A 21,657-nucleotide genomic window follows, 5' to 3' on the forward strand; every position below is an offset into this window, starting at 1 on the left:
GGTTCCCCTCCCCGCGTTCTGCACCCCCCGCTGCTCAGGTGAGGCACGCAGCCGCTTCGCCCCCCCTAGGGCACAGACACCAGGCCGGTGGGGAGGGGGCGGCGCAAAAAGCCCCCCCCCCGCCAGCCCGAACATCCCTTCACCGCCGCATTACCGCCATCGGCAAACAACGCCGCTCCGGCGACGAAGCTCGCCATGGGGCTCGCGAGGAAAAGCGCTGCCTGCGCGATTTCCTGCGGCTCAGCGATACGTTTCATCGCATGCAGGCCAGCGGCCCATTCCTTCTGCGCCGCATCGCCGGCGGCCGGTGTATCGACCCCGCCGGGCAGCAGCGCATTGGCACGAATACCGCTGATGGCATAATCGGCGGTAATGCCTTTCACCAGCCCCATCAACGCCGCCTTCGCCGCGCCGTAAGCCGCCATGCCCGGTATGCCGACGCTGGTGCCGACGAAGCTTGAGGTGAAGACGATGGACCCGCCACCGCGCGTCACCATCAAGGGTATCTGGTAACGCGCTCCCAGAAAAGCGGAGGTAAGATTGACGTTGAGTACATCATCCCATTCCGCAGGCGAAATCTCCGCCAGCGGCTTCATGGCCCCCACCGCACCGGCATTATTGACGGCGATATCGAGGCCACCGAACACGCTCACGGCCGCCTCTGCCAGCCGGGAATGGGTTTCGGCAAGACCGGCATCACCCGCAACCGCGTGGACGCGGCCGCCGGTCTCACGAATGTCGGCGGCAACCTCCTGCAGCGCCTTTTCGCCGCGCGCATTGAGAACGACCGCCGCGCCGTGAGCGGCAAACAGCATCGCCGTCGCCCGGCCGATGCCGGATGACGCACCGGTGATGATGGCAACCTTGTTTTCAAGCAATTTCATATCCTTGGCCTCCGTTTGATGGAGCCCAAGGATTAGAGAGCGGCCGAAATGACAGCCACCCGATTCCTGACGGATCGGACGAAAAGCGTTTATTCCAGCGGCAGCGCCACAACGCGCAGATTGCCCTGGGCATCGGCCACCATCATATGCGCATTCTTGCGGCCTTCGGATTTCAGGCCGTTGACGCGCACCAGCACATCGCCCGGAACCTCCATGAAGTCCTGCCCGACCTCGACGATGATATCGCCGGCCTTCATGCCCTTCTGTTCGGCGGGCGAGCCCGGATCGACGCTGGCGACAAGCACGCCTTCCACGCTTTCGGCGATGCCCTTTTCGGTGCGCAGCTCGTTGCTCAGCACCACGAGATTCATGCCGAGCACGCTCTGCGGTGCTTCACGCACTTCCGGCGTCTGGTCCTGCGCCTGATCGTCGGTGCCGCCATCATCTTCCGGTGCGACCACGCCGCCATCGCCGTCTTCGCTCTGTTGGTCCTCGGCCGAGGCCTTCTCATCCGTCGCATCCTGCAACTGGCCGAGCTTGACCTTGACGGTCTCCTCCTTGCCATCACGCAGGATCACCACATCGACGTCCTTGCCGACAGGGCTTTCCGCCACGATCCGCAAAAGGTCGCGCATCTCGTGAATATCCTTGCCGTCGAATTTCAGCACGACATCGCCGGCCTGGATCGGGCCATTTTCCACCGGTCCGCCCTTGGCGACGCCGGAGATAAGCGCACCCTTGGCGCTGTCCATGCCGAGGCTTGCCGCCACATCGTCGGTGACGGGCTGGACACGAACACCGAGCCAGCCGCGGCGCGTCTCACCGAATTCGATGAGCTGCTGGACGATATTCTGGGCAAGCTCCGTCGGCACGGCGAATCCGATACCGATCGAACCGCCGCTCGGCGAAATGATCGCCGTATTGATGCCGATCACCTCACCCTTCATGTTGAAGAGCGGACCGCCGGAATTACCCTTGTTGATGGCCGCATCCGTCTGGATGAAATTGTCATAGGGACCGGCATTGATATTACGCCCGCGCGCGGAAATGACACCGACCGTCAGCGATCCGCCAAGGCCGAAGGGATTGCCGATGGCCATCACCCAGTCGCCGATGCGCATGCTGCGCGAATCGCCGAACTTGACGGCCTTCAACGGCGTTTTCGGCTCCACCTTCAAGACGGAAAGATCGGTTTTCGTATCGGTGCCGACCAGCGTCGCCTTGAGCTTCGAACCGTTAGGGAAAATCACCTCGATGGCGTCGGCGCCCTCGATGACGTGGTTGTTGGTGACGACGTAACCGGCCGGATCGATCACGAAACCGGACCCCAGCGAATTAACCTTTTCACCGCCTTCCGGCTTCTGGCTGTCGAAATAATCCTTGAAGAATTCCTGGAAGGGCGAACCCTCCGGCAGTTTCGGCGGAACCGGGCCCTTGCCGTCGGTCTTGACGTTCTGCGAGGTGGAAATATTCACCACCGCGTCGAGAAGCGGCTCAGCAAGATCAGCCACCGATTCCGGCCCATGGCTCTGCGCCAATGCCGCAACCGGTGCCGTAAGGCTACCCGCCACAAGCGCGATGCCCGCGATTGCGGCGATGCTGCTGCGAAAAGGCGAAAGAAGGGTCACGGCCATAAGCGTCCTCGCGTTTCAAATAGTCCTGCCCTGCATATATCGGCAAAGCATAAGGCGGAATGATGAAGTGTAAAAATACCTTTTCGTGAACAGGCGGGGGACGCCTTGCCCGTAGTCACAGCTTTGGCACGAAAACGGACCAAAAAGAAAGGGCCGGTAAAAACCGGCCCTCCAAAATCATTTTATCCGTTATCAGTTCGCCGGTGCCGGCGCAGGTGCGGCAGGCGCCGTGGACGGAGCACCGTCGATGTTGTTGAAATAACGGAAGAAGGTAGAGTCCGGAGACAGAACCAGCGTCGTGCCTGTTCCGCTCAGTGAGCTGGAATAGGCGGCCATCGAGCGATAGAACTCGAAGAAGCTCGGGTCGCGCTGGAAAGCTTCACCGAACACCTTGTTACGCTCCGCATCGCCTTCACCGCGCAGCACTTCGGACTGACGACGCGCGTCGGATTCGAATTCCACGACCTGACGGTCGGCGATAGCGCGGCGACGCTGCGCTTCTTCGTTACCACGGGCGCGGATCAGTTCGGCTTCGGCCAGACGTTCCGACTTCATGCGCTCGAAGGTCTGCTGCGAGACTTCCTGCGTCAGGTCGGTACGACGAATGCGCACGTCAACGATGCTGATGCCGAGCGATTCCGCATCGGGCCGCAGATCGTCACGCACTTCCTGCATCATCGATGCACGTGCATCCGAGAGCGCGGATTCGAAGCCACGCAGACCGTAGACCCGGCGCAGCGATGCGTCGAGACGGGTGCGCAGGCGCGATTCCGCCGACATCTGGTCACCCGAGACCGTCTGCCGGAAGCGGCGTGCATCCGTGATGCGATAGACCACGAAGGCATCAACCTCGTAGAACTTGCCGCCGGAGACCTGAACACGGATATTGTCGTGATCAAAGCGCAGCGCGCGGTTTTCGACATATTGTACGCGGTCGGCGTCCATGAAGGCGAAGGGCAGCTTGAAATAGAGGCCCGGCGCGGTTTTGACATCCTGGATTTCACCGAAGCGAACGACGATGGCCTGCTGGCGCTCGTTGACGACGAAGATCGACGAATAACCGAGGAAAAGCACGACGGCGAGGCCGACGAGAATGGCCGTAAGACGGTTGCCCATATTAGTTGCCTCCCTGCTGTGCCGCGCCCGGATTGCCGCGCATGATCTCGTTCAGAGGCAGATAAGGCACCACACCCTGTTTTTCGTCGATGATGACCTTGTTGGAGCCCTTCAGGACCTGTTCCATCGTTTCCAGGAACATGCGCTGACGGGTTACATCAGGCGCGGTGCGATACTGGTCGTAGATGGAGATGAAACGCTGCGCTTCACCCTGTGCCTCGTTGACGACACGCGACTTGTAGGCGTTCGCTTCTTCGAGGATCTGCGCGGCCTGACCGCGGGCGGCACCGAGCTTCTGGTTGGCGTATTGGTTGGCTTCCTGAACGAAGCGGTCTTCGTCCTGTTCGGCGCGCTGCACTTCATCGAAGGCGTCGGCCACTTCGCGCGGCGGTGCCGCGTCTTCAATAGCCACCGCATTGATGGAGATGCCGGCGCCATAACCGTCCATCGTGGACTGGATGATGGTGCGCACATCCGCTGCGATCGCCTGACGGTTATCGCGGAAGATGTCCTGTGCCGGACGACGGCCGACGACTTCGCGCATGGCGCTTTCGGAAACCTGCTGCAGGGTTTCAGCCGGGCTGTCGACGTTGAAGAGGTAGGATTTCGGATCGGAGACCGTATAGAGCACCGAGAACTGCACGTTGACGATGTTCTGGTCGCCGGTCAGCATCACGCCGCTCGCTGAAGACGACGAAGCGCGCGAACCGATATTCTGCTGCTGCTCGGTCACCTTGACAATTTCCACCGTCTCGATCGGCCACAGATGGAAATGCAGGCCCGGCATCGAAATTTCATCCTTCGGACGCCCGAAACGCAGCTCCACGCCGCGCTCGTCCGGCTGGACGGTGTAGATGGACTGGATGCCGAGGAAAACCAGAACGACGAGAACAACGATCGCAACCGCGCCGCCGTTGAAGCCGCCCGGCAGGACATTCCTGAAACGGTCCTGACTGCGCCGGATGATCTCTTCCAGATCGGGCGGGCCGCCATTACCGCCGCCACCGCCGCGAGGCCGGTTAGGCCCCTGCCCCCATGGGCCGCCACCGCCGCCCTGGTTGTTTCCGCCACCGCCGCCGCCCCAAGGGCCGCCGCCGCCATTCTGATTGCTCCAGGGCATCAATACCTCTTTATAAAAGCCTCTCCCGATTCCGTTCGAAAGCGATTGCTCGCGTGCGGCGGGAATATCGACCCGTTATAAGAAGGAGAAGCGTCCGTTTCAACGCAGAGGTGGTAACTAAATACCCAATCGGGGTAAATAGTTCACTTTGACGCGGCTCTGCGCACATAAGTGGTGAACAGAACGGGATAATTGTCCCTTTCCCCTGCGGGAGCGGGGGTTTCCTCGGTTTTCTCAAAAACGCCGGGATCGATTTCCGGAAAAAAAGTGTCTCCATCCAGCTTTACCGCCACATGGGTGACGGAAAGTTGATCGGCAAAGGGCATGGCCTGACGGTAAATCTCGCCGCCGCCGGCCACGAAAACCTCATCCACACCCAGTTCCGCAGCCTTGGTTTTTGCAAGCTTCATGGCCTCGTCCAGCGACGAGACGACATCAACGCCTGCAGGCCGATAGTCGGCATTGCGGCTGACGATGATATGCGGACGGCCCGGCAGGGGGCGCTCGCCGACGGATAAAAATGTCTTGCGGCCCATGATGAGCGGCTTGCCCATTGTCATCGCCTTGAAGCGCTTGAGGTCAGTGGAAAGCTTCCACGGCATGTCGAGGTCGCGGCCGATGACGCCGTTTTCGGACACCGCGACGATGATGGTGACGCGCGGCTCACTCATACCGCGATCGGCGCCTTGATGCTTGAATCGGCCTCGTAATTCTCAAGCGTAAAGTCTTCGAACTTAAAGCCGAAAAGGTCCTTCACATCAGGGTTGAGGCGCATCGTCGGCAAGGCCTTGGGTGTGCGCGTCATCTGCAGCTGCGCCTGTTCGAAATGGTTGGCATAGATATGCGCATCGCCGAGCGTATGGACGAAATCCCCCGGCTTCAGCCCCGTCACCTGCGCCACCATCAGCGTCAGGAGCGCATAGGAGGCGATATTGAACGGCACGCCGAGGAAAATATCCGCCGAGCGCTGGTAAAGCTGGCAGGAGAGCTTGCCGTCGGAAACATAGAACTGGAACAGGCAATGGCAGGGCGGCAGCGCCATCTCGTCCACCAGCGCGGGGTTCCAGGCCGAAACGATGTGGCGGCGAGAATTGGGATTGGTTTTCAGGGCCTCGATCAGAAGCGCGATCTGGTCGATATGGCGTCCGTCAGGCGCCGGCCAGGAGCGCCACTGTGCACCATAGACGGGGCCGAGATCGCCATTCTCGTCAGCCCATTCATCCCAGATGGAAACGCCGTTTTCCTTGAGATAGGCAATATTGGTATCGCCCTTCAGGAACCACAGGAGTTCATGGATGATCGAGCGCAGATGCAGCTTCTTGGTGGTGAGAACCGGAAAACCTTGCGCAAGGTCGAAACGCATCTGGTAACCGAAAACCGAGCGCGTGCCCGTGCCGGTGCGGTCTCCACGGTCGGAGCCGGTTTCCATCACATGCCGGAGAAGATCGAGATATTGTTTCATGCGTTCTGCCGCCGATTCCCTGATATCGAGGGAATATAATAGCACAGGGCGGCAGAACCAATCACCTAATGCGGGCTTATCCCCGGATCAAATCAAAGCGACTGAAGCTTACCCAGTTCCTTGGCGACCAGGTAATAGAAAGTCACGCGCGACTTGGAGCGGTCGGCGGCCATGGCCTTGGCGACGGCATCGATCGCCTGATCGGCCGCACCGTCGGTAACGCCGAGCTTCTTGCCGCACCAGCTCGCCTTCACGCGCGCAAGCTCTTCCGGATCGGAAGCGGACACCAGCGAGGAATCCCGGTTGCGCAGGGCAATGCCGAGATGCTTGACGATCTTGCCGACAATGGCTTCGTCGGCTGCTGCGTCGTATTTCTTCACATCTGCGAGATAGTCAGTCATGTCCACTCCTTCGTGTGTCCCCGGCCCGGTGTTGCTTCTGGTGACCGGTTGCAGGGAGAATGGGACAGCAATCCCTCGTCGTCAAGAATTGTCTAAAGTGCGGGCCGCAATCACGAAACCTTTTCATGGAATTGTCATCACCCCCCTTTTCTCGGGCGGGCGAAACGCCTATATGAGCCTTGCTGGGGCAACCCGGCTATGGCGATAAACGGTCGGTGTAATAAACCTATTGGACCCGGGGGCGGTACCCGGCGCCTCCACCAAAAACCGGCGGGCTTTTCAAGATGAAGGCCGGCTTTTGATGGGGGCGAAATAGGATCGACAAGGGCGTAAAGATCGAACTTTTGCTCGGCATGATACCGCCGTTATCGGGTCACAAGTGTAGTTGCAAATGACAACAACGCTAAGGAATATGCTCTCGCTGCCTAATGGCGGTGCGGGAATTCCGCTCTAAGTCCTCACGGTTAGCCCCGTGAGGCGGGGTTCGGAGGTACCTGGCAACAGAAACCTCCACCTTCTCCATTTTGCCTGAATTGATTATATGATAGCTGACTTGCGAACGGCGTAGGCTTTTCCGTTGCTGCCGTTCAGGACATTGCGTATACTTGGGCAACGCGTGAGCGTCAGGATCGGAAATGATCCCGGCTCAAGGATTACGCGAAGATTCAAAGTGTTACAGCGTCCTTGGCGCGCGAGCCGCGCCGCACATGAAAAGACGTTCGAATAAGGGAAAGACAGGACCGCATGGGGCAGGATCATATCCGTTACGACATTCTCGCACAGGATGCCCTTCGCGGCGTTATTCGTAAGGTTTTGGGTGAAGTGGCCGCAACCAGCCGCCTGCCCGGCGACCACCATTTCTTCATTACATTCCTGACCGGCGCGCCGGGCGTGCGGATTTCCCAGCACCTCAAGGCGAAATATGCCGAACAGATGACCATCGTCATCCAGCACCAGTTCTGGGACCTCAAAGTAACCGAAACCGGCTTTGAAATCGGCCTCTCCTTCTCCGATACGCCGGAAAAGCTGGTCATTCCCTATAATGCCATCAGAGGTTTCTACGATCCTTCCGTCAATTTCGAACTCGAATTCGACGTGCCTCTGGCCGAAGAAGAAGAATTGGAAGAAGCCGAAATCACCGCTTATCCCGTTTCCCACGAGGCAAAGCCGGCTGCTGCTTCCGAAACGCCCAAGGCCGGCGAGGAAAAGAAGGAAGGCTCTGTCGTTTCGCTGGATGCCTTCCGCAAGAAGCAATAACGGCTTACCCCGAGCGTACGAAACCCGAGGAGACATATCCCCATGGCGGCCGATATCGTCAATCTACGTCAGTTTCGGAAACAGAAAGCCCGTAGCGAAAAAGAAAAGCAGGCGGAGCAGAACCGCCTGTCCTTCGGCCGCGCCAAGGCGGAAAAAAATCTCACATCAGCCCTGAACGAAAAAGCCGAAAAGGCGCTCGATCAGGGGCGGCTCGAAAAACCCGATGACGGGGTCGGCAAAGACTGACAAGCCGACGGACCGCCGCGGATTTCGGGACTATCGGAAAAGAATCGCAAAACAGGGACTTGCCGGGGAGATATGATTCAGACCTCCAACCGGATCCACCGGAGACCGATCTGATGATCCGCAAGCACTCCGCGACGTTGCACGGCCACCGCACCAGCATTTCACTCGAGGATGCCTTCTGGGACGAGTTGAAAATCATTGCGGACAGACGCAAGATCAGTTTCGCGGCCCTGCTTGCCGAAATAGATGACAACCGCGCCGCCGACAGCAATCTGTCCTCGTCGCTGCGGGTTTATGTGCTGAACTGGCTGAAAAACCGCTGAGATTTTCCGGCGTTCAGTAAAGACACGCAATCGATCACGACCTGCGACGCCTCTATCCGGACTTGTCCCCCGGACTACAAAAAATACTGCCGAAAACTCGTAACGCCGTGAAAGCATTCATTAAACATTGGCGGCCTAGTCTGCGCTGCAAGGCATTTCCCGTATTGCGTAGCCTTGCTTTCAAATACTGTTTCCAGACCTTTCCCATCCACCACGAGGCGTTCCGGGGCTCCCCCCGTTAGGGAACGAGTTTGCCGTGAGATTCTCGGCTCATGCTCGAGGATGATGCAACGTTCCGGGACAGGTTTCCGCACTTTCGCAATATGAAGGCCGATCAGCCTTACCCTGCCCGCAAGCTTACGGCGTGGCAGGAGCGTTTTCCGGCGCCAGTTGCCGGATGGCGTTTTCCGTCGGAGGCACCACCAGAACCGGCGCGGATTGCCGCTCGGGTACCGGCTGTTGCCCCTGTTCCTGCTGCTGTTGTTGCAACCGCTCCTGCTGTTCCTTTTCCTGGCGCAGACGTTCTTCGGCTGCCGCCTTCAGACGCGCCTCTTCGTCAGCCCTGGCCTTGGCTTCCGCCTCCGCCCGCTCCTTCTCGGCCTGCCGCTCGGCCGCCTGAGAGCGATAAAGCGCGACTTCGCGGCGCAGGCGCTGCTTTTCAAGAACACTCGCCTGCATGGCCTCCACCCGGCGGCGTTCCTTTTCGAAAGCCCTGAGCGAAAGGTAATTGCTGAGCGCTGAAACATCGGTCGTCAAAGCCGGCGCGGCAAGCGGACCGTTATAGTTGAGACGCACCGATGGCTCGGCCCCTGCGACCGTTTCGGTACCGGGATTGAACAGAAGATCGAGGTCGCCATTCACGGTCGAAGCCGCAAGATCAACCGTCGCGTCGGCCGTCAGCGTTACGGGATCGATCCCCGCACGCAGATTCTGGAAATGAAGCGCGCCGCCATTCAGCGAGAACGGCAAGGCCACATCGCCAAGCCCGATTTCACCCTGCCACAGGCTCTGGTCCACCAGCGGCCGCACCTTGGGCGCGTCGATCGGCTGCTGCAAACCATCAGCCGCCTGCAGGATCGGCGGGAAGGCGCCGGGATTAAGCCCCTTCAGCACAAGCCCGCTGGCCCTAATTTCACCCGATCCACCCGCTGATTTCAGCATTTCACCGACACTTTTGCCCGTCGATTCGGCCGTGAGGTCAACGGCCACCCGGCCTGTCGCAACCGGCCCGTTGGCATTGGCCCAAAGGATCGGCTCCGGATTGGCATCGGTCACCGCGATCTTGGTGCGGAAAATGCCCGCACCTTCGCCAGTCGACATGGCAAGCCGCCCCGTCAGCTTACCGCCCATGAAGGTGCCGGCAACATCATCGAGCGACAGACTGCCCGCATCATGCGTGACCCTTGCCGAAACACCGGTGACTGTACCAAAGGGACCGGCCTCGAAGCTTTCCGCTTTCAAGGCGAGCGAAGCCTTAAGCTGCGGGAAGGCTGGCATGGCCAGAGGCTTGGCATTGAGCGCTCCGGTTTCCGGATCAATCACCGGCCCATAGATCGCATCCCCCAGCCAGGCGAGATCGACGGTTCTGACGGAGAGATCACCGTCTACAGGATGGGGGGCGGCACGCTGGAATGTCAGATTGCCCGAGAAAGGATTTCCGCCCGCCTGCCCGCCGATCGAGGAGAGTGCGATCTTTTGCCCGTCCACCGCCACTTTCGCATTGGCCTTCAGCGCCATGCCGCCGCCAAGCTGCGGCAGGCCGACAGCGTTCATGATGAGGTATGGCTCGATGTCAGCGCTTTCGAGCGCCACATCGGCGCTGCCCTCGCCGAAATTGGCGGCCGAGACAGCAAAGGAACCGTTCATCGAAAAATGCGTCCGTTCCGTCGAGAAGCGCAGTTCCGTCTGGGCGGGCGAGCCGAGGGTGCCGTTGAGCTTGACCGAGAGAAGTCCTTCGCCATCCGCATCAAAGGGCAGCGGATCGAGCCCCGCCTGCCCGAACAGGATTGCGGTCGACTGGTTCTTCAGGACGGCTTCCAGCGACATGGCCGTATCATCGGTGATCGACAGGAAATCCGGCATCTTGGCAACGGCCGAGAGCCGGCTGCCATTGACGGTGCCGGAGACGGCGACGTTGGCCCCGCCGTTTTCGCTATTGACCGAAACATCCATGGCAAGGTCGGAATTGGCGTACCATGGCGCACTCGCCGCCAGACGGCTGAGGAATGGATGGTTTGGCAATTTCTGCTGCAGCATGGTGAAGAACGGCTGCATATCCGCGGCATGCAGGTTCACCGTGCCCTTGCCGGCATATTTCAGCAGCGAACCCTGCAATTGCCCTCTGGCCTTCACCTCCGCGCCCGCAATATCGCCGGCCGTCATGTTTTCAAGCGAGAGAATCCCGCCGGCCATGGTGAAGGCGGTTTCGACGTGATTGGCGGTCACACCGGCCATGTTGAACCGGTCGGCCTTGAATTTTGCGGTAATGCGGTGGTCGAGGACGGAACTGCCGACCTGATCGCCAAGCGCCAGACTGCCGAGCGCCCTCAGCGCATCGAGATCGATTTCGTTGCCCGACAGATCAATGGAGAGATTGGAAGTCTTGCCGTCGGAACGCCGCTCCAGCTCGCCCTTCAGCGAGGCATCGCCGATCGCAAGCTCCAGATTGTCGAAACGCTGATTGAGCGTCGTCAGTGAAACATCGGCGGAAAAACCGGCGGCATTGAGCTGGCGGATCGCCGGATCGACGGAACCGGAAAGCCAGTTCGCCAGCCCCGAAGGCTGGTTGGAGGCGAGCAGCAGATTGCCGTTGAAAGCGGGGCCGCCAAGCAGCGTCAGCGATCCCTTGGCTTCAAGCTGGGTCCTGCCCGGCAGCGTCGCCACGGCATTCACCACCTGCCAGCCACTGCCTTCCGGGCGCACATCCAGCCGGATGTCGCGGATGGTCGTATCGTCGGAAACGAGTGCGGGAAGGCTGATGCTCGCTTTGCCCGGCACCGGCGGAACCGGGATGCGGGCCACCATGGCCGCAAAGGCTTCAATGCGCTGGCGAACCGAGGCGGTGGGCTGGCGTGAGGTCTTGCCCGTTTGCACGACAGGCGGCGCGAAGCGGGCGACATCTATCTGCTGGCCGTCGGCCGTCAGCAGGAACTCTGGCTTGGCGCCGGTATCGAGCGTCGCCTCGCCCGTCACGACATAAGGATTTTCGCTGCCACCGAGTTCCATGCGGTAACTCGGGATACGCACGCTTTCATTGGTCAGTTCAAAACTGCCGCGGGTGCGCGGCGAAGAAAACAGCGATTGGCCCGCCTGCTGCTTCTGCTTTTCATCCTCACGGAAACTGAAGGAGAAAGAACCGCTATAAGCGGGCTTTCCCGCCGTTGCAGCAATCGCACCATCGAGATCGACCTCAACCGGATGCTCATCCGGCACCACGCGGACCCTGAGGCCCATGCGGCCGGCGGCATAATCCGGCTCGCTGCTGGAGAGCGAGAACGACCCCGGATGCCCGTCAATGGCGGCGCGCCCTTCGGCCTTCCACGGCCCGGCCAGCGAATTAGCGGACATGTCGGCGTTGAGACCGGTCACCACGCGATTGCGGCCGGATTGCTCGTCGATGAATTCGATCTGCCCGCCTTCGATCTGCACGCTTTCCAGAACCACGGTGCGGGCGGGAATTTCCGCCCGGCTGCCGCGCATCCAGTCCAGCGTGCCATCTTTCAGCAGCCTGATCTTCGCCTTGGGCTCCTCGATGCGCATGTCGAAGATGCGGGCCTCGCCCGAAAGGAAAGGCGCAAGCTCGGCATCCATGGAAAAACGCGCGACCTGAATGAGCGGCGATCCATCCGCATCCGTTCCGGCGCGCACATCATGCAGCGTTACCGAGGGGAAAGGCAGGATGCGGGCCTCAACGCGGCCATGCACAACCACCTTCTTGCCGAGAATACGGCTTGCCTGATCTTCAAAATCGCGGCGAAAATCCGTCCAGTCGACGAAATAGGGAATAAGCAGCGCCGAGAACAGCACCACGGCCAGCAGTCCGCCCAGAAAAACCAGAATACGCCCGAGCACTGACCTGCATCTCCCTTCGCGAACGCTGCAAACCTATTCTTTTCTGCCTTAACGGCAAGCAGCCTTTTGTACCAATCAATTGTGAGGATGATCAGACAAGCCGGAACAACTTGCCCGGATTGAAGATATTATCCGGATCGAGCGACGTTTTGATGGCGCGCATCACATCCAGTGCATTGCCGGCCTCTTCGGCAAGAAAACTCATCTTGCCCTGGCCGATGCCGTGTTCGCCGGTGCAGGTGCCGTCCATGGCAATGGCGCGGCGGTTGAGACGGGCGACAAAGGCTTCGGTTTTCGCGACGCTTTCGGCATCCTTGCCATCAAACAGAATAAGGACGTGGAAGTTCCCGTCGCCCGCATGACCGACGATCGGCGCGAGAAAACCGTTCTCCTCAATATCCCGCTGCGTTTCCACCACGCAGTCAGCGAGGCGCGAAATCGGCACGCAGACATCGGTGGACAGCCCATCGAGATGCGGTGCGAGCGCCCGCGACGCCCAATAGGCGTCATGACGCGCTTTCCAGAGCTTGTTGCGCTCGGCGGCATCGCTCGTCCAGCGGAAGTCGACGCCGCCGCATTCCGCCGCGATCTCGGCAAACTGCTGCGATTGCAGCGCCGCCGTCTCCTCGGTGCCATGGAACTCCACGAAAAGCGTCGGCTTCTCCGCGTAGTTCAGGCCGGAATAGGCGTTGCAAGCCCGCACCTGCACCTCGTCAAGCAATTCGATGCGGGCAACCGGAACGCCCATCTGGATCGTCATGATGACGGCATCGCAGGCCGCCTTGATCGTGTCGAAGATGCAGACACCGCCGGCGATCTTTTCCGGAATGCCCTGAAGCCGCAGCGTCACGGACGTGATGACGCCGAGCGTCCCCTCGGCCCCCACGAAAAGCCGCGTCAGGTCGTAACCGGCGGAGGACTTGCGGGCGCGGCGAGCGGTGCGGATTTCCTCGCCATTGGCGACAACAGCCGTAACGGCAAGCACATTGTCTTTCATCGTGCCATAACGAACGGCATTGGTGCCTGAGGCCCGCGTCGAGGCCATGCCGCCGATCGAGGCATTGGCGCCCGGATCGATCGGGAAGAACAGGCCGGTATCGCGCAGATAGACGTTGAGGTCCTCACGCGTCACGCCCGGCTCCACCGTCACGTCAAGATCTTCGGCATTCACCTCAATGATGCGATTCATCCGGCTGAAATCGATGCAGATTCCGCCGTTGGGCGCATTGACCTGCCCTTCAAGTGAAGACCCCGTTCCGAAGGGAATGACCGGCACCTTGTATTGGGCGCAAGCCTTCACCACAGCCTTCACATCATCGGCGCTTTCGGCAAAAACCACGCCATCCGGCGCCTGCAGGGTCAAATAGGTGGTGGTGTGGCCATGCTGCTCGCGGAACGCCTGGCCCGTCTGGACCTTGTCACCCAACTGCTGCTTCAGCACCGCGAGCGCAGACGCAATGCCCTCTTCATTCCGCTCACCCGCCACAACGTCTTTCAGCGCCATCATCCGTCTCCACCGCAACATCTGCCCGTAACGGATTCGAGCCGTTACGAAATTCCGTCAGGTGGTATGGGATAAGGTTAACGCTTTGTCCAGCATCGCGATTGCGCCGCATGCGGTTTGGCGACAACCCCACCTTATTCCGCTGCGAGCAACGGCTTGTCCTCCTCCAGCGCCTTGCGGCGGGCGGCAAGTTCAAGCTCGCGATGGAGGAGGATTTCCTCATCCGCCTGCGGCTTGGCAAAGCGGGCGATGAGCAGATAGGAGACCGGCGTGATATAAAGCGTCACCAGCGTCGCAAAGCCAAGACCGCCGACAATGACCCAGCCGAGCGCAATGCGTGCTTCCGCACCTGCCCCCTGCGCCAGCACCAGCGGCACGCCGCCCAGAATTGTGGCGATCATCGTCATCATGACAGGGCGCAGGCGGATGCTGGTGGCCTTTTCAATGGCTTCCCGAACGGTCGCGCCCTGATCGCGCAGATGATTGGCGAATTCCACGATCAGGATGCCGTTCTTGGCCATCACGCCAACAAGCAGCACAAGACCGATCTGACTATAGACGTTGAGGCTCGATCCGGTGACCAGCAGCGCGATGACGGCGCAGGCAAGGCCGAGCGGCACCGTCGTCATGATGATAACCGAACTCAACACGCTTTCGAACTGCGCGGCCAGCACGAGGAAGATGATGGCGATGGCGAAACCGAAGGTCAGCAACATGCCGCTGGAGTTCTCCTCAAGCGTCGCCGCCTCGCCGAGCGGCAGCAGACGGGCGCCGGGCGGCAGGACGGATTGCGAAAGCTCGTTCACCTTCTCCAGCGCCTGACCGAGCGAAACACCGTCCTTCAGATTGGCCGTGAAGCCGACGGAGGGAAGCTGCTGCTCGCGATTGAGCTGCGGCGCGACCGCATTTTCCTTCAGCGAAGCAATGACCGACATCGGCACGATCTTGCCGTCGCCCGTTTTCAGGAAGACATTTTCAAGATCGGTCGGATCATTGATCGGCCGGGTGGAAGACAGGAGCCGCACCGGGATTGCATCGCCATCCACGAAAACGTCAACGACCGAGCGTCCTTCCAGCAGCGACTGCATGGCGCGTGACAGCCCGGTGATATCGATGCCGAGATCGGAAGCGCGCTCGCGGTCGATGGAAACGGAAAGCTGCGCCTGATTGGGCTCATTGTCGAAACGCGGCGTATCGAACAGGCCGCTTTCCTCCATGGAAAGCAGCAGTTTCTGCGTCGCCGCCGTCAGCGCCGCATAGTTGCTGCCAACCATCGCCATCTGCAAACCGTTACCGGCGCCACGAATACGCAGGCTGTTCGGCTGCATCGCACTGCCGCGCAGCGCCGGCACCTTGTTGGCGGCGGACGTGACGTCAGCGGCGATCTGATTCTGGGTGCGCTCGCGGTCGGCCCAAGGGGCGAGCGTCAGCACCATGAAACCGGTATTGGACGAACCGTTCATGCCCGTGATGGAATAGATATTGCGGATTTCCCCGCTGTCGCGCAGCGGTTGCAGATTTTCCTCGATGCGCTGCAGCTGGTCGCGGGTATATTCAAGGCTGACGCCCTGCGGCGCGGTAACCCGCATCATGATCGAGGCACGGTCCTCGCGCGGCGTCAGCTCGTTCTGGATCATGCCGAAGGCAATCCACGACAGACCCGAAAAGATCAGCGCCACGATAATGACGATCAGCGGATTGTTCAGGCAGGCGGAAAGCGTCGACTTGTAGGTGGAGGCAAAGACATTGCCAAACCAGGCGAGCGGTCCCGTCTGTTCCTTCAACCCCTCCTTCAGCATGCGGGAAGCCAGCATCGGGCAGAGCGTCAGCGCCACGATGGAGGACAAGCCCACGGCGAAGGCCAGCACGAAACCGAATTCGCGGAACAGGCCGCCAAGCTGGCCCGGCAGGAAGGAGAGCGGAATGAAGACGGCGGCTAGCGTTGCCGTCGTTGCGATGACCGCGAAGAAGACTTCCTGCGTGCCGAGAACGGCAGCGGCGCGCGGCCCCATGCCTTCCGCCCGGCGGCGCACGATATTTTCCAGCACCACGATGGCGTCATCGACCACCAGGCCGGTCGCCAGAACGATGGCGAGCAGCGTCAGAATATTCACCGAGAAGCCGACCATGTAGATGGCGACAATGGTGCCGATCAGCGCCACCGGCATGGTGATCGCCGGAATGAGGGTGGCCCGCCAGTCGCGCAGGAAGAGATAAAGCACGACGACGACGATGATCGCCGAAAGACCGAGCGCCAGCTCGACCTCGTGCAGCGCGCCTTCGATGAAGACCGCGTCATCGCTGGTGACGACGATGCGTGTGCCTTCTGGCAGATTGGCCGACATGGCATCGACGGCGGCCTTCACGCCGGTGGAAATATTGAGCGTGTTGGACTGCGCCTGACGGATGACGCCAAGACCGACACCCTGCACGCCATTGGAGCGCAGCGAGGTGGATTCGTCATCCGCACCGAGCATGACGGTTGCTACGTCGCGAAGGCGGATATTGTTCTTGATGAGAAGGTTGGAAAAATCCTCGGGCTTCGTCAGGCTCGCCGTGGCGCGCACGACGATGTCCTGCGTCGTGCTTTTCAGCGATCCTGCCGGCACGTCGAGTGCCGCGCTGGCCAGCGCGTTGGAAACATCGGTCACGGTCAGACCACGGCTGGCGAGTGCTGCCTGATTGAGATCGACGCGAAAAACCTTTTCCTGATCGCCATAAAGCTCGACATCGGCAACGCCGTCGACAGCAGCCAGGCGGTCGATGATCTCGTCATCCACCAGCTTGGTCAGATCTTCCATGCTGAGCGTCGACGAGGTGACGGCAAGGCGCATGATCGGCTGGCTGTCGGAATCCGCCTTGATGATCTGCGGCTCGTCGGCATCGTCGGGCAGCTGATTGGTGACGCGGCCAATGGCGTCACGCACATCGTTGGCCGCAACGGCCATGTCGACATTGTCGCCAAATTCCATCGTCACGCGGCTGGTGCCGAATTGCGAGTTGGAAGCGATGGATTTGATGCCGCTGACACGCGCCACCGCACCTTCGATGGTCTGCGTCACTTCCTGGTCGATCGTCTCAGGCGCAGCACCTTCATAGGTGGTCCTGACGCTGACCGACGGCCGGTCGACGTCAGGCAATTCGCGCACCTCGACGCCAACCAGAGCGGCGAGGCCAGCCACGACCAGCAGCGTGTTGAGGACCGCCGCCAGGATAGGCCGGCGCACGAACAATGCGGTGAAAGCGAGCTTGGAATCCTGACCGGAAGGCGACTGCGTCATTGGCTGGCGACCTCCTCCGGCTTCGGCTGTTCGCCGACGCGGACGGCACCGCCTTCACGCACGCGCTGAAGGCCCTCGATCACGACTGGCTCGCCTTCCGCCAGTTCCGCCTTGACGAGAACCGCATCAGGGTTGCGCTGCACGATCTGCACCCGCACCTTGTTCGATTTGTTGTCGGTGACGCGCCAGACATAGGAGCCTTCCGCATCCCACTGCACGGCCAGAGGATCGACCGAAGCATAGGTCTCCCCGGCAAAACGCATGGTAACGCCGAAGGACATGCCGGCCCTCAGTTCGTCCTTCTCGTTACCGAACTTCGCCCGGATGCGGATCGTGCGGCTTGCTTCATCGACACGGTTGTCTACAGCTTCGATTTCACCCTTGAAGGTTTCGCCGGGACGCGAAATGGAGGTCGCCTCCACCGGCATTCCGACCTTGATCACGGTTGCAAACCGCTCGGGTGCCCAGAAATTGACGAGAATTTCCGACCGGTCGTCGATGCTGACGATGGTTGACTGCGTGGTGACGTTGTCGCCAATATTGGCGGCGACGATACCGGCCACACCCTCAATCGGCGCGACGATGTCGCGGCGCCTGAGATTGAGTTCGGCAGTGCTGAGCGCCAGCTTGGCGGATTCTTCGGCAATCTGCGCATCCATCACATCGAGGCGGGAAACGGATTTCAGGTTCTTGTAGGAACTGGATTTTTCAATCGCGCTGCGCAGCGCGACCTGCGCCTTGTCGCGTTCGATCACCTGCTCTTCGTCATCAAGCCGCGCAAGCACCTGCCCCTTCACGACACGCGCGCCGGCGGCCGTGCGGATTTCTGAAAGCGTGCCCGATGTCTGCGGCATGACGACGACTGACTGGATCGCCTGGCCGTTGCCGATGGCGTTCAGCCGATCATTGACCGTGCCCTTTTTCACCGGAGCCGTCACCACCAGGGTGGCGTTGCCGTTGCGCCGCGAACCACCATTCTGGCCTGTGGGCGAACCGGCCGCTGCGACCTCTATCGCGCCTGCCGGCGTTTTGCCGAGCCCCATGCTGGCGAGCACATTGCGGGCTTCGGGCGAATAAAAGCCCCAGAGACAGAGCCCTGCCCCCACCACGGCCAGACTGACACCCACCTGTTTCCAGACCCGCATATAGTTCTCCGGTTGATCATCGCAGCATAAAGCAGCCCCTGAAGCGCAGGCTTCGGGACATCAGCAGTATTCCCCCTCGTTTAAAACGAGGCAACGCACAAATCCGTTTCTTACGTAATTGTAATTTGTGATGGATTCTCGTCGAGCACACGACGAAGGCCATTTTTATCGCAAATATTCTTCAGCGCGGTAATCTGCCCCCAGGAAAAGAGCCGGAGGAAGCCATGAGCACCGTAACGAAAGTACAAAATCCCGAAGCCGATCCGCGCGTCAAGGCGGTATTTGACGACATCCGCACCACCCGCAAGTCGGACTTCATCAATAATATGTGGCTCTACCTCGCCTTCGATCCTGATCTTCTGGAAAAGACATGGGCCGAGGTCAAGGCGGTGATGGCGACACCTTCCGCGCTCGACCCCGTGGTCAAGGAAATGCTTTACATCGCGGTGTCCGTCACCAATGGCTGCTCCTATTGCGCCCATTCCCACACGGCCGCCGCCAAAGCCAAGGGCATGACCGGCGAGCAGCACGCCGATCTCCTGCGGGTCATCGCGCTTGCCGCCAAGACCAACCAGCTTGCGGTGGCGCTGCAAGTCCCGGTGGATGCCGCTTTTGATGCCGACAGGCAGGCATGATGCAAAAAATGCCTTGGAATAGGCGTTTTGACTGACGATACCGGAATAAAAGCAGAACGCGGTTCTGGCCTTTATATCCCGAATCACTACATTGGGCCGCATGAGCAACAGTTTCGACGATATGCCGTTCTTCGATGAAGAACCCGTGACGCCGCGCAGGGCGACGAATAATGCAGGCGCAGAAAGCGCCGGCGGGCTCGGCATTGCCGCCCGCGCGATGGCTGCGCGCGATCAGACGCGTGCCGCGCCCGATTATCTTTCCGGCCTCAACCCGGAACAGCGCGACGCCGTGGAAACGCTTGACGGACCCGTTCTTGTCCTTGCGGGCGCCGGCACCGGCAAGACCCGCGTTCTGACGACCCGCATCGCCCATATTCTCGCAACCGGCCGTGCTTATCCCAGCCAGATCCTTGCCGTGACCTTCACCAACAAGGCGGCCCGCGAGATGAAGGAACGTATCGGCGTTCTGGTCGGCGGCGCTGTCGAGGGCATGCCCTGGCTTGGCACCTTCCACTCCATCGGCGTCAAGCTTCTGCGCCGCCATGCCGAACTCGTCGGCCTGAAGTCGGATTTCACCATTCTCGATACGGACGACGTGGTGCGGCTGATCAAGCAGCTCATTCAGGCCGAAGGTCTCGATGACAAGCGCTGGCCGGCAAAGCAGTTTGCCGGCATGATCGACGGCTGGAAGAACAAGGGGCTGACGCCGCCGGATATTCCGGAGGGTGACAGCCGCGCTTTCGCCAATGGCAAGGGTCGCGAACTTTACACCGCCTATCAGAACCGGCTGAAAACACTGAACGCCTGCGACTTCGGCGATCTTCTGATGCACCCGATCAGCATCTTCCGCCGCCACACGGATATTCTGAAGGAGTATCACCAGAAGTTCCGTTACATTCTGGTGGACGAATATCAGGACACCAATACGGCGCAATATATGTGGCTGCGGCTTCTCGCGCAGCGCTCCAAGGACGAGCCGCAGAACGTCTGCTGCGTGGGTGACGATGACCAGTCGATCTATGGCTGGCGCGGCGCGGAAGTGGACAATATCCTCCGCTTCGACAAGGATTTTCCCGGCGCCAAGGTCATCAAGCTCGAACGCAACTATCGCTCCACCGAGCATATTCTCGGCGCAGCCGGGCATCTGATCGCCCATAATGAGGGCCGTCTCGGCAAGACGCTGTTCACCGAACGCAGCAGCCCTGACGATGAAAAAGTCGTGGTGCATGCCGCCTGGGATTCCGAGGAGGAAGCCCGCGCGGTCGGCGAGGAAATCGAACAGCTTCAGCGCAAGAACCACAAGCTGAACGACATGGCGATCCTCGTTCGCGCCTCCTTCCAGATGCGCGAATTCGAAGACCGTTTCGTGACGCTCGGCCTCAATTACCGCGTCATCGGCGGCCCACGCTTTTATGAGCGCCTCGAAATCCGCGACGCCATGGCCTATTTCCGCCTCGTCTGCCAGCCGGCCGACGATCTGGCCTTCGAGCGGATCGTCAATACGCCGAAGCGCGGCCTCGGCGATACGACCATCCGCAACCTCCACGACTATGCCCGCGCCCGTGATATTCCGATGCTGGCGGCAGCCGCCGATATCATCGAGACCGACGAGTTGAAACCGAAGGCGCGCAAGGCGCTGTTCGATGTGGTGCAGGATTTCCGCCGCTGGCAGGGCCTCCTGGAAAACACCGAACACACCACGCTTGCAGAGCAGATCCTCGACGAAAGCGGCTATACCGCCATGTGGCAGGCCGACAAGACGGCCGAAGCGCCCGGACGGCTGGAAAACCTCAAGGAACTCATCCGCTCGATGGAGGCCTTTGAGAGCATGCGCGGCTTCCTCGAGCATGTGGCGCTCGTCATGGATGCCGAGCAGAACGAAAATCTCGATGCCGTCTCCATCATGACGCTGCATTCCGCCAAGGGCCTGGAATTCGACACCGTCTTCCTGCCCGGCTGGGAAGACGGCCTGTTCCCGCACCAGCGGGCTCTGGACGAAGGTGGTCGCTCCGGTCTGGAGGAAGAACGCCGCCTCGCCTATGTCGGCATCACACGCGCCAAGAAGCTCTGCCATATCTGGTTCGTCTCGAACCGGCGCATTCACGGGCTGTGGCAATCCACCCTGCCCTCGCGGTTCCTTGATGAACTGCCGCCGGCCCATGTGGATGTCGCCGCATCCGACAGCAATTACGGCGGTTATGGCGGACGCGGCGGCTACGGCCAGTCGCGCTTCGACAAGGCCGACCCCTTCACCAACAACTATTCCACCCCCGGCTGGAAGCGCGCGCAGCAGAACCGCAGCGACGCCACCCGCGACAATTGGGGCACCCGCTCCGGCCATGCGGTGGAACGCATCGGTTACGGCGAAAGCGGCCCGCGCACCCGTACGATAGAGGGCGAGCTGGTGGCGAAATCCGTCGCGGACAAGCCGTCGAAATTCTTTGTCGGCGACCGCGTTTTCCACCTCAAATTCGGCAACGGCAATATTTCCGCCATCGAAGGCAACAAGCTGACGATCGACTTCGATCGCGCCGGACAGAAGCGCGTGCTGGATGGATTTGTGGAAAAGGTTTGATTC

General features: G+C 60.5%; 15 protein-coding genes, 1 other RNA gene and 1 pseudogene. 6 read left to right on the forward strand and 11 right to left on the reverse strand.

The window, feature by feature from the left end:
* Positions 1 to 137: 137 nt before the first annotated feature.
* The 7 genes and pseudogenes from ASB65_RS19145 to ASB65_RS19175 all read right to left on the reverse strand — a co-directional run.
* Positions 138 to 884, reverse strand: a pseudogene (locus tag ASB65_RS19145) (SDR family oxidoreductase); the annotation flags it as partial.
* A gap of 89 nt (positions 885 to 973) precedes the next feature.
* Positions 974 to 2,518 carry a Do family serine endopeptidase gene (locus ASB65_RS19150; protein WP_003507542.1) on the reverse strand — a complete coding sequence of 515 codons (1,545 nt, stop codon included), beginning with the start codon at positions 2,516 to 2,518 and terminating at the stop codon, positions 974 to 976.
* A gap of 192 nt (positions 2,519 to 2,710) precedes the next feature.
* Positions 2,711 to 3,634 (reverse strand): protease modulator HflC, encoded by a 924-nt coding sequence (hflC, locus tag ASB65_RS19155; protein WP_003507540.1) that lies wholly within the window; start codon positions 3,632 to 3,634, stop codon positions 2,711 to 2,713.
* A gap of 1 nt (position 3,635) precedes the next feature.
* The gene (hflK, locus tag ASB65_RS19160; protein WP_003507538.1) at positions 3,636 to 4,754 is read right to left on the reverse strand and encodes an FtsH protease activity modulator HflK; all 1,119 of its coding nucleotides are present in this window, start codon (positions 4,752 to 4,754) and stop codon (positions 3,636 to 3,638) included.
* Between the two features lie 143 nt (positions 4,755 to 4,897).
* Positions 4,898 to 5,425, reverse strand: a complete 528-nt coding sequence (locus tag ASB65_RS19165; RefSeq protein WP_003507536.1) for a dihydrofolate reductase — start codon at positions 5,423 to 5,425, stop codon at positions 4,898 to 4,900.
* Complete coding sequence (locus ASB65_RS19170) at positions 5,422 to 6,216, reverse strand: thymidylate synthase (protein ID WP_003507534.1); 795 nt, start codon at positions 6,214 to 6,216, stop codon at positions 5,422 to 5,424. The genes ASB65_RS19165 and ASB65_RS19170 overlap by 4 nt, the downstream gene beginning before the upstream one ends.
* A 92-nt stretch (positions 6,217 to 6,308) precedes the next feature.
* Positions 6,309 to 6,617 carry a DUF2853 family protein gene (locus tag ASB65_RS19175; RefSeq protein ID WP_003507532.1) on the reverse strand — a complete coding sequence of 103 codons (309 nt, stop codon included), beginning with the start codon at positions 6,615 to 6,617 and terminating at the stop codon, positions 6,309 to 6,311.
* A 142-nt stretch (positions 6,618 to 6,759) separates the two neighbouring features.
* Between ASB65_RS19175 and ssrA the strand changes: the two genes are divergently transcribed.
* The 4 genes from ssrA (at position 6,760) to ASB65_RS19195 (ending at position 8,443) form a co-directional block, all read left to right on the forward strand.
* Positions 6,760 to 7,132: a transfer-messenger RNA gene (gene ssrA / locus ASB65_RS19180) on the forward strand.
* Positions 7,133 to 7,361: 229 nt separating this feature from the next.
* Positions 7,362 to 7,874 carry an SspB family protein gene (locus ASB65_RS19185; protein WP_060725078.1) on the forward strand — a complete coding sequence of 171 codons (513 nt, stop codon included), beginning with the start codon at positions 7,362 to 7,364 and terminating at the stop codon, positions 7,872 to 7,874.
* A 42-nt stretch (positions 7,875 to 7,916) separates the two neighbouring features.
* The gene (locus ASB65_RS19190; RefSeq protein WP_003507529.1) at positions 7,917 to 8,120 is read left to right on the forward strand and encodes a DUF4169 family protein; all 204 of its coding nucleotides are present in this window, start codon (positions 7,917 to 7,919) and stop codon (positions 8,118 to 8,120) included.
* A gap of 113 nt (positions 8,121 to 8,233) precedes the next feature.
* Positions 8,234 to 8,443: a ribbon-helix-helix domain-containing protein gene (locus tag ASB65_RS19195; RefSeq protein ID WP_003507527.1), complete on the forward strand. Its 210-nt coding sequence runs from the start codon at positions 8,234 to 8,236 to the stop codon at positions 8,441 to 8,443.
* Positions 8,444 to 8,800: 357 nt separating this feature from the next.
* Here ASB65_RS19195 and ASB65_RS19200 read toward each other — a convergent pair whose 3' ends face one another.
* The 4 genes from ASB65_RS19200 to ASB65_RS19215 form a co-directional block, all read right to left on the reverse strand.
* Positions 8,801 to 12,514: an AsmA-like C-terminal region-containing protein gene (locus ASB65_RS19200; protein ID WP_060725079.1), complete on the reverse strand. Its 3,714-nt coding sequence runs from the start codon at positions 12,512 to 12,514 to the stop codon at positions 8,801 to 8,803.
* 91 nt (positions 12,515 to 12,605) lie between these two features.
* Positions 12,606 to 14,018, reverse strand: coding sequence for an FAD-binding oxidoreductase (locus tag ASB65_RS19205; RefSeq protein ID WP_060725080.1), 1,413 nt, complete (start codon positions 14,016 to 14,018; stop codon positions 12,606 to 12,608).
* Positions 14,019 to 14,152: 134 nt separating this feature from the next.
* The gene (locus ASB65_RS19210; protein ID WP_060725081.1) at positions 14,153 to 17,299 is read right to left on the reverse strand and encodes an efflux RND transporter permease subunit; all 3,147 of its coding nucleotides are present in this window, start codon (positions 17,297 to 17,299) and stop codon (positions 14,153 to 14,155) included.
* Positions 17,296 to 18,444: an efflux RND transporter periplasmic adaptor subunit gene (locus ASB65_RS19215; protein WP_060725082.1), complete on the reverse strand. Its 1,149-nt coding sequence runs from the start codon at positions 18,442 to 18,444 to the stop codon at positions 17,296 to 17,298. Before ASB65_RS19215 ends, ASB65_RS19210 begins: the two co-directional genes overlap by 4 nt.
* 224 nt (positions 18,445 to 18,668) lie before the next feature.
* Here ASB65_RS19215 and ASB65_RS19220 point away from each other — a divergent pair, with 224 nt between their 5' ends.
* Both ASB65_RS19220 and ASB65_RS19225 read left to right on the forward strand, forming a co-directional pair.
* Positions 18,669 to 19,079, forward strand: a complete 411-nt coding sequence (locus ASB65_RS19220; protein WP_003507518.1) for a carboxymuconolactone decarboxylase family protein — start codon at positions 18,669 to 18,671, stop codon at positions 19,077 to 19,079.
* A gap of 100 nt (positions 19,080 to 19,179) precedes the next feature.
* A complete protein-coding gene (locus ASB65_RS19225) occupies positions 19,180 to 21,654 on the forward strand; it encodes an ATP-dependent helicase (protein WP_060725253.1) in 2,475 nt (824 codons plus the stop codon).
* Positions 21,655 to 21,657 lie beyond the last annotated feature (3 nt).

Source organism: Agrobacterium tumefaciens str. B6, assembly GCF_001541315.1.
Classification (GTDB): Bacteria; Pseudomonadota; Alphaproteobacteria; order Rhizobiales; family Rhizobiaceae; genus Agrobacterium; species Agrobacterium radiobacter.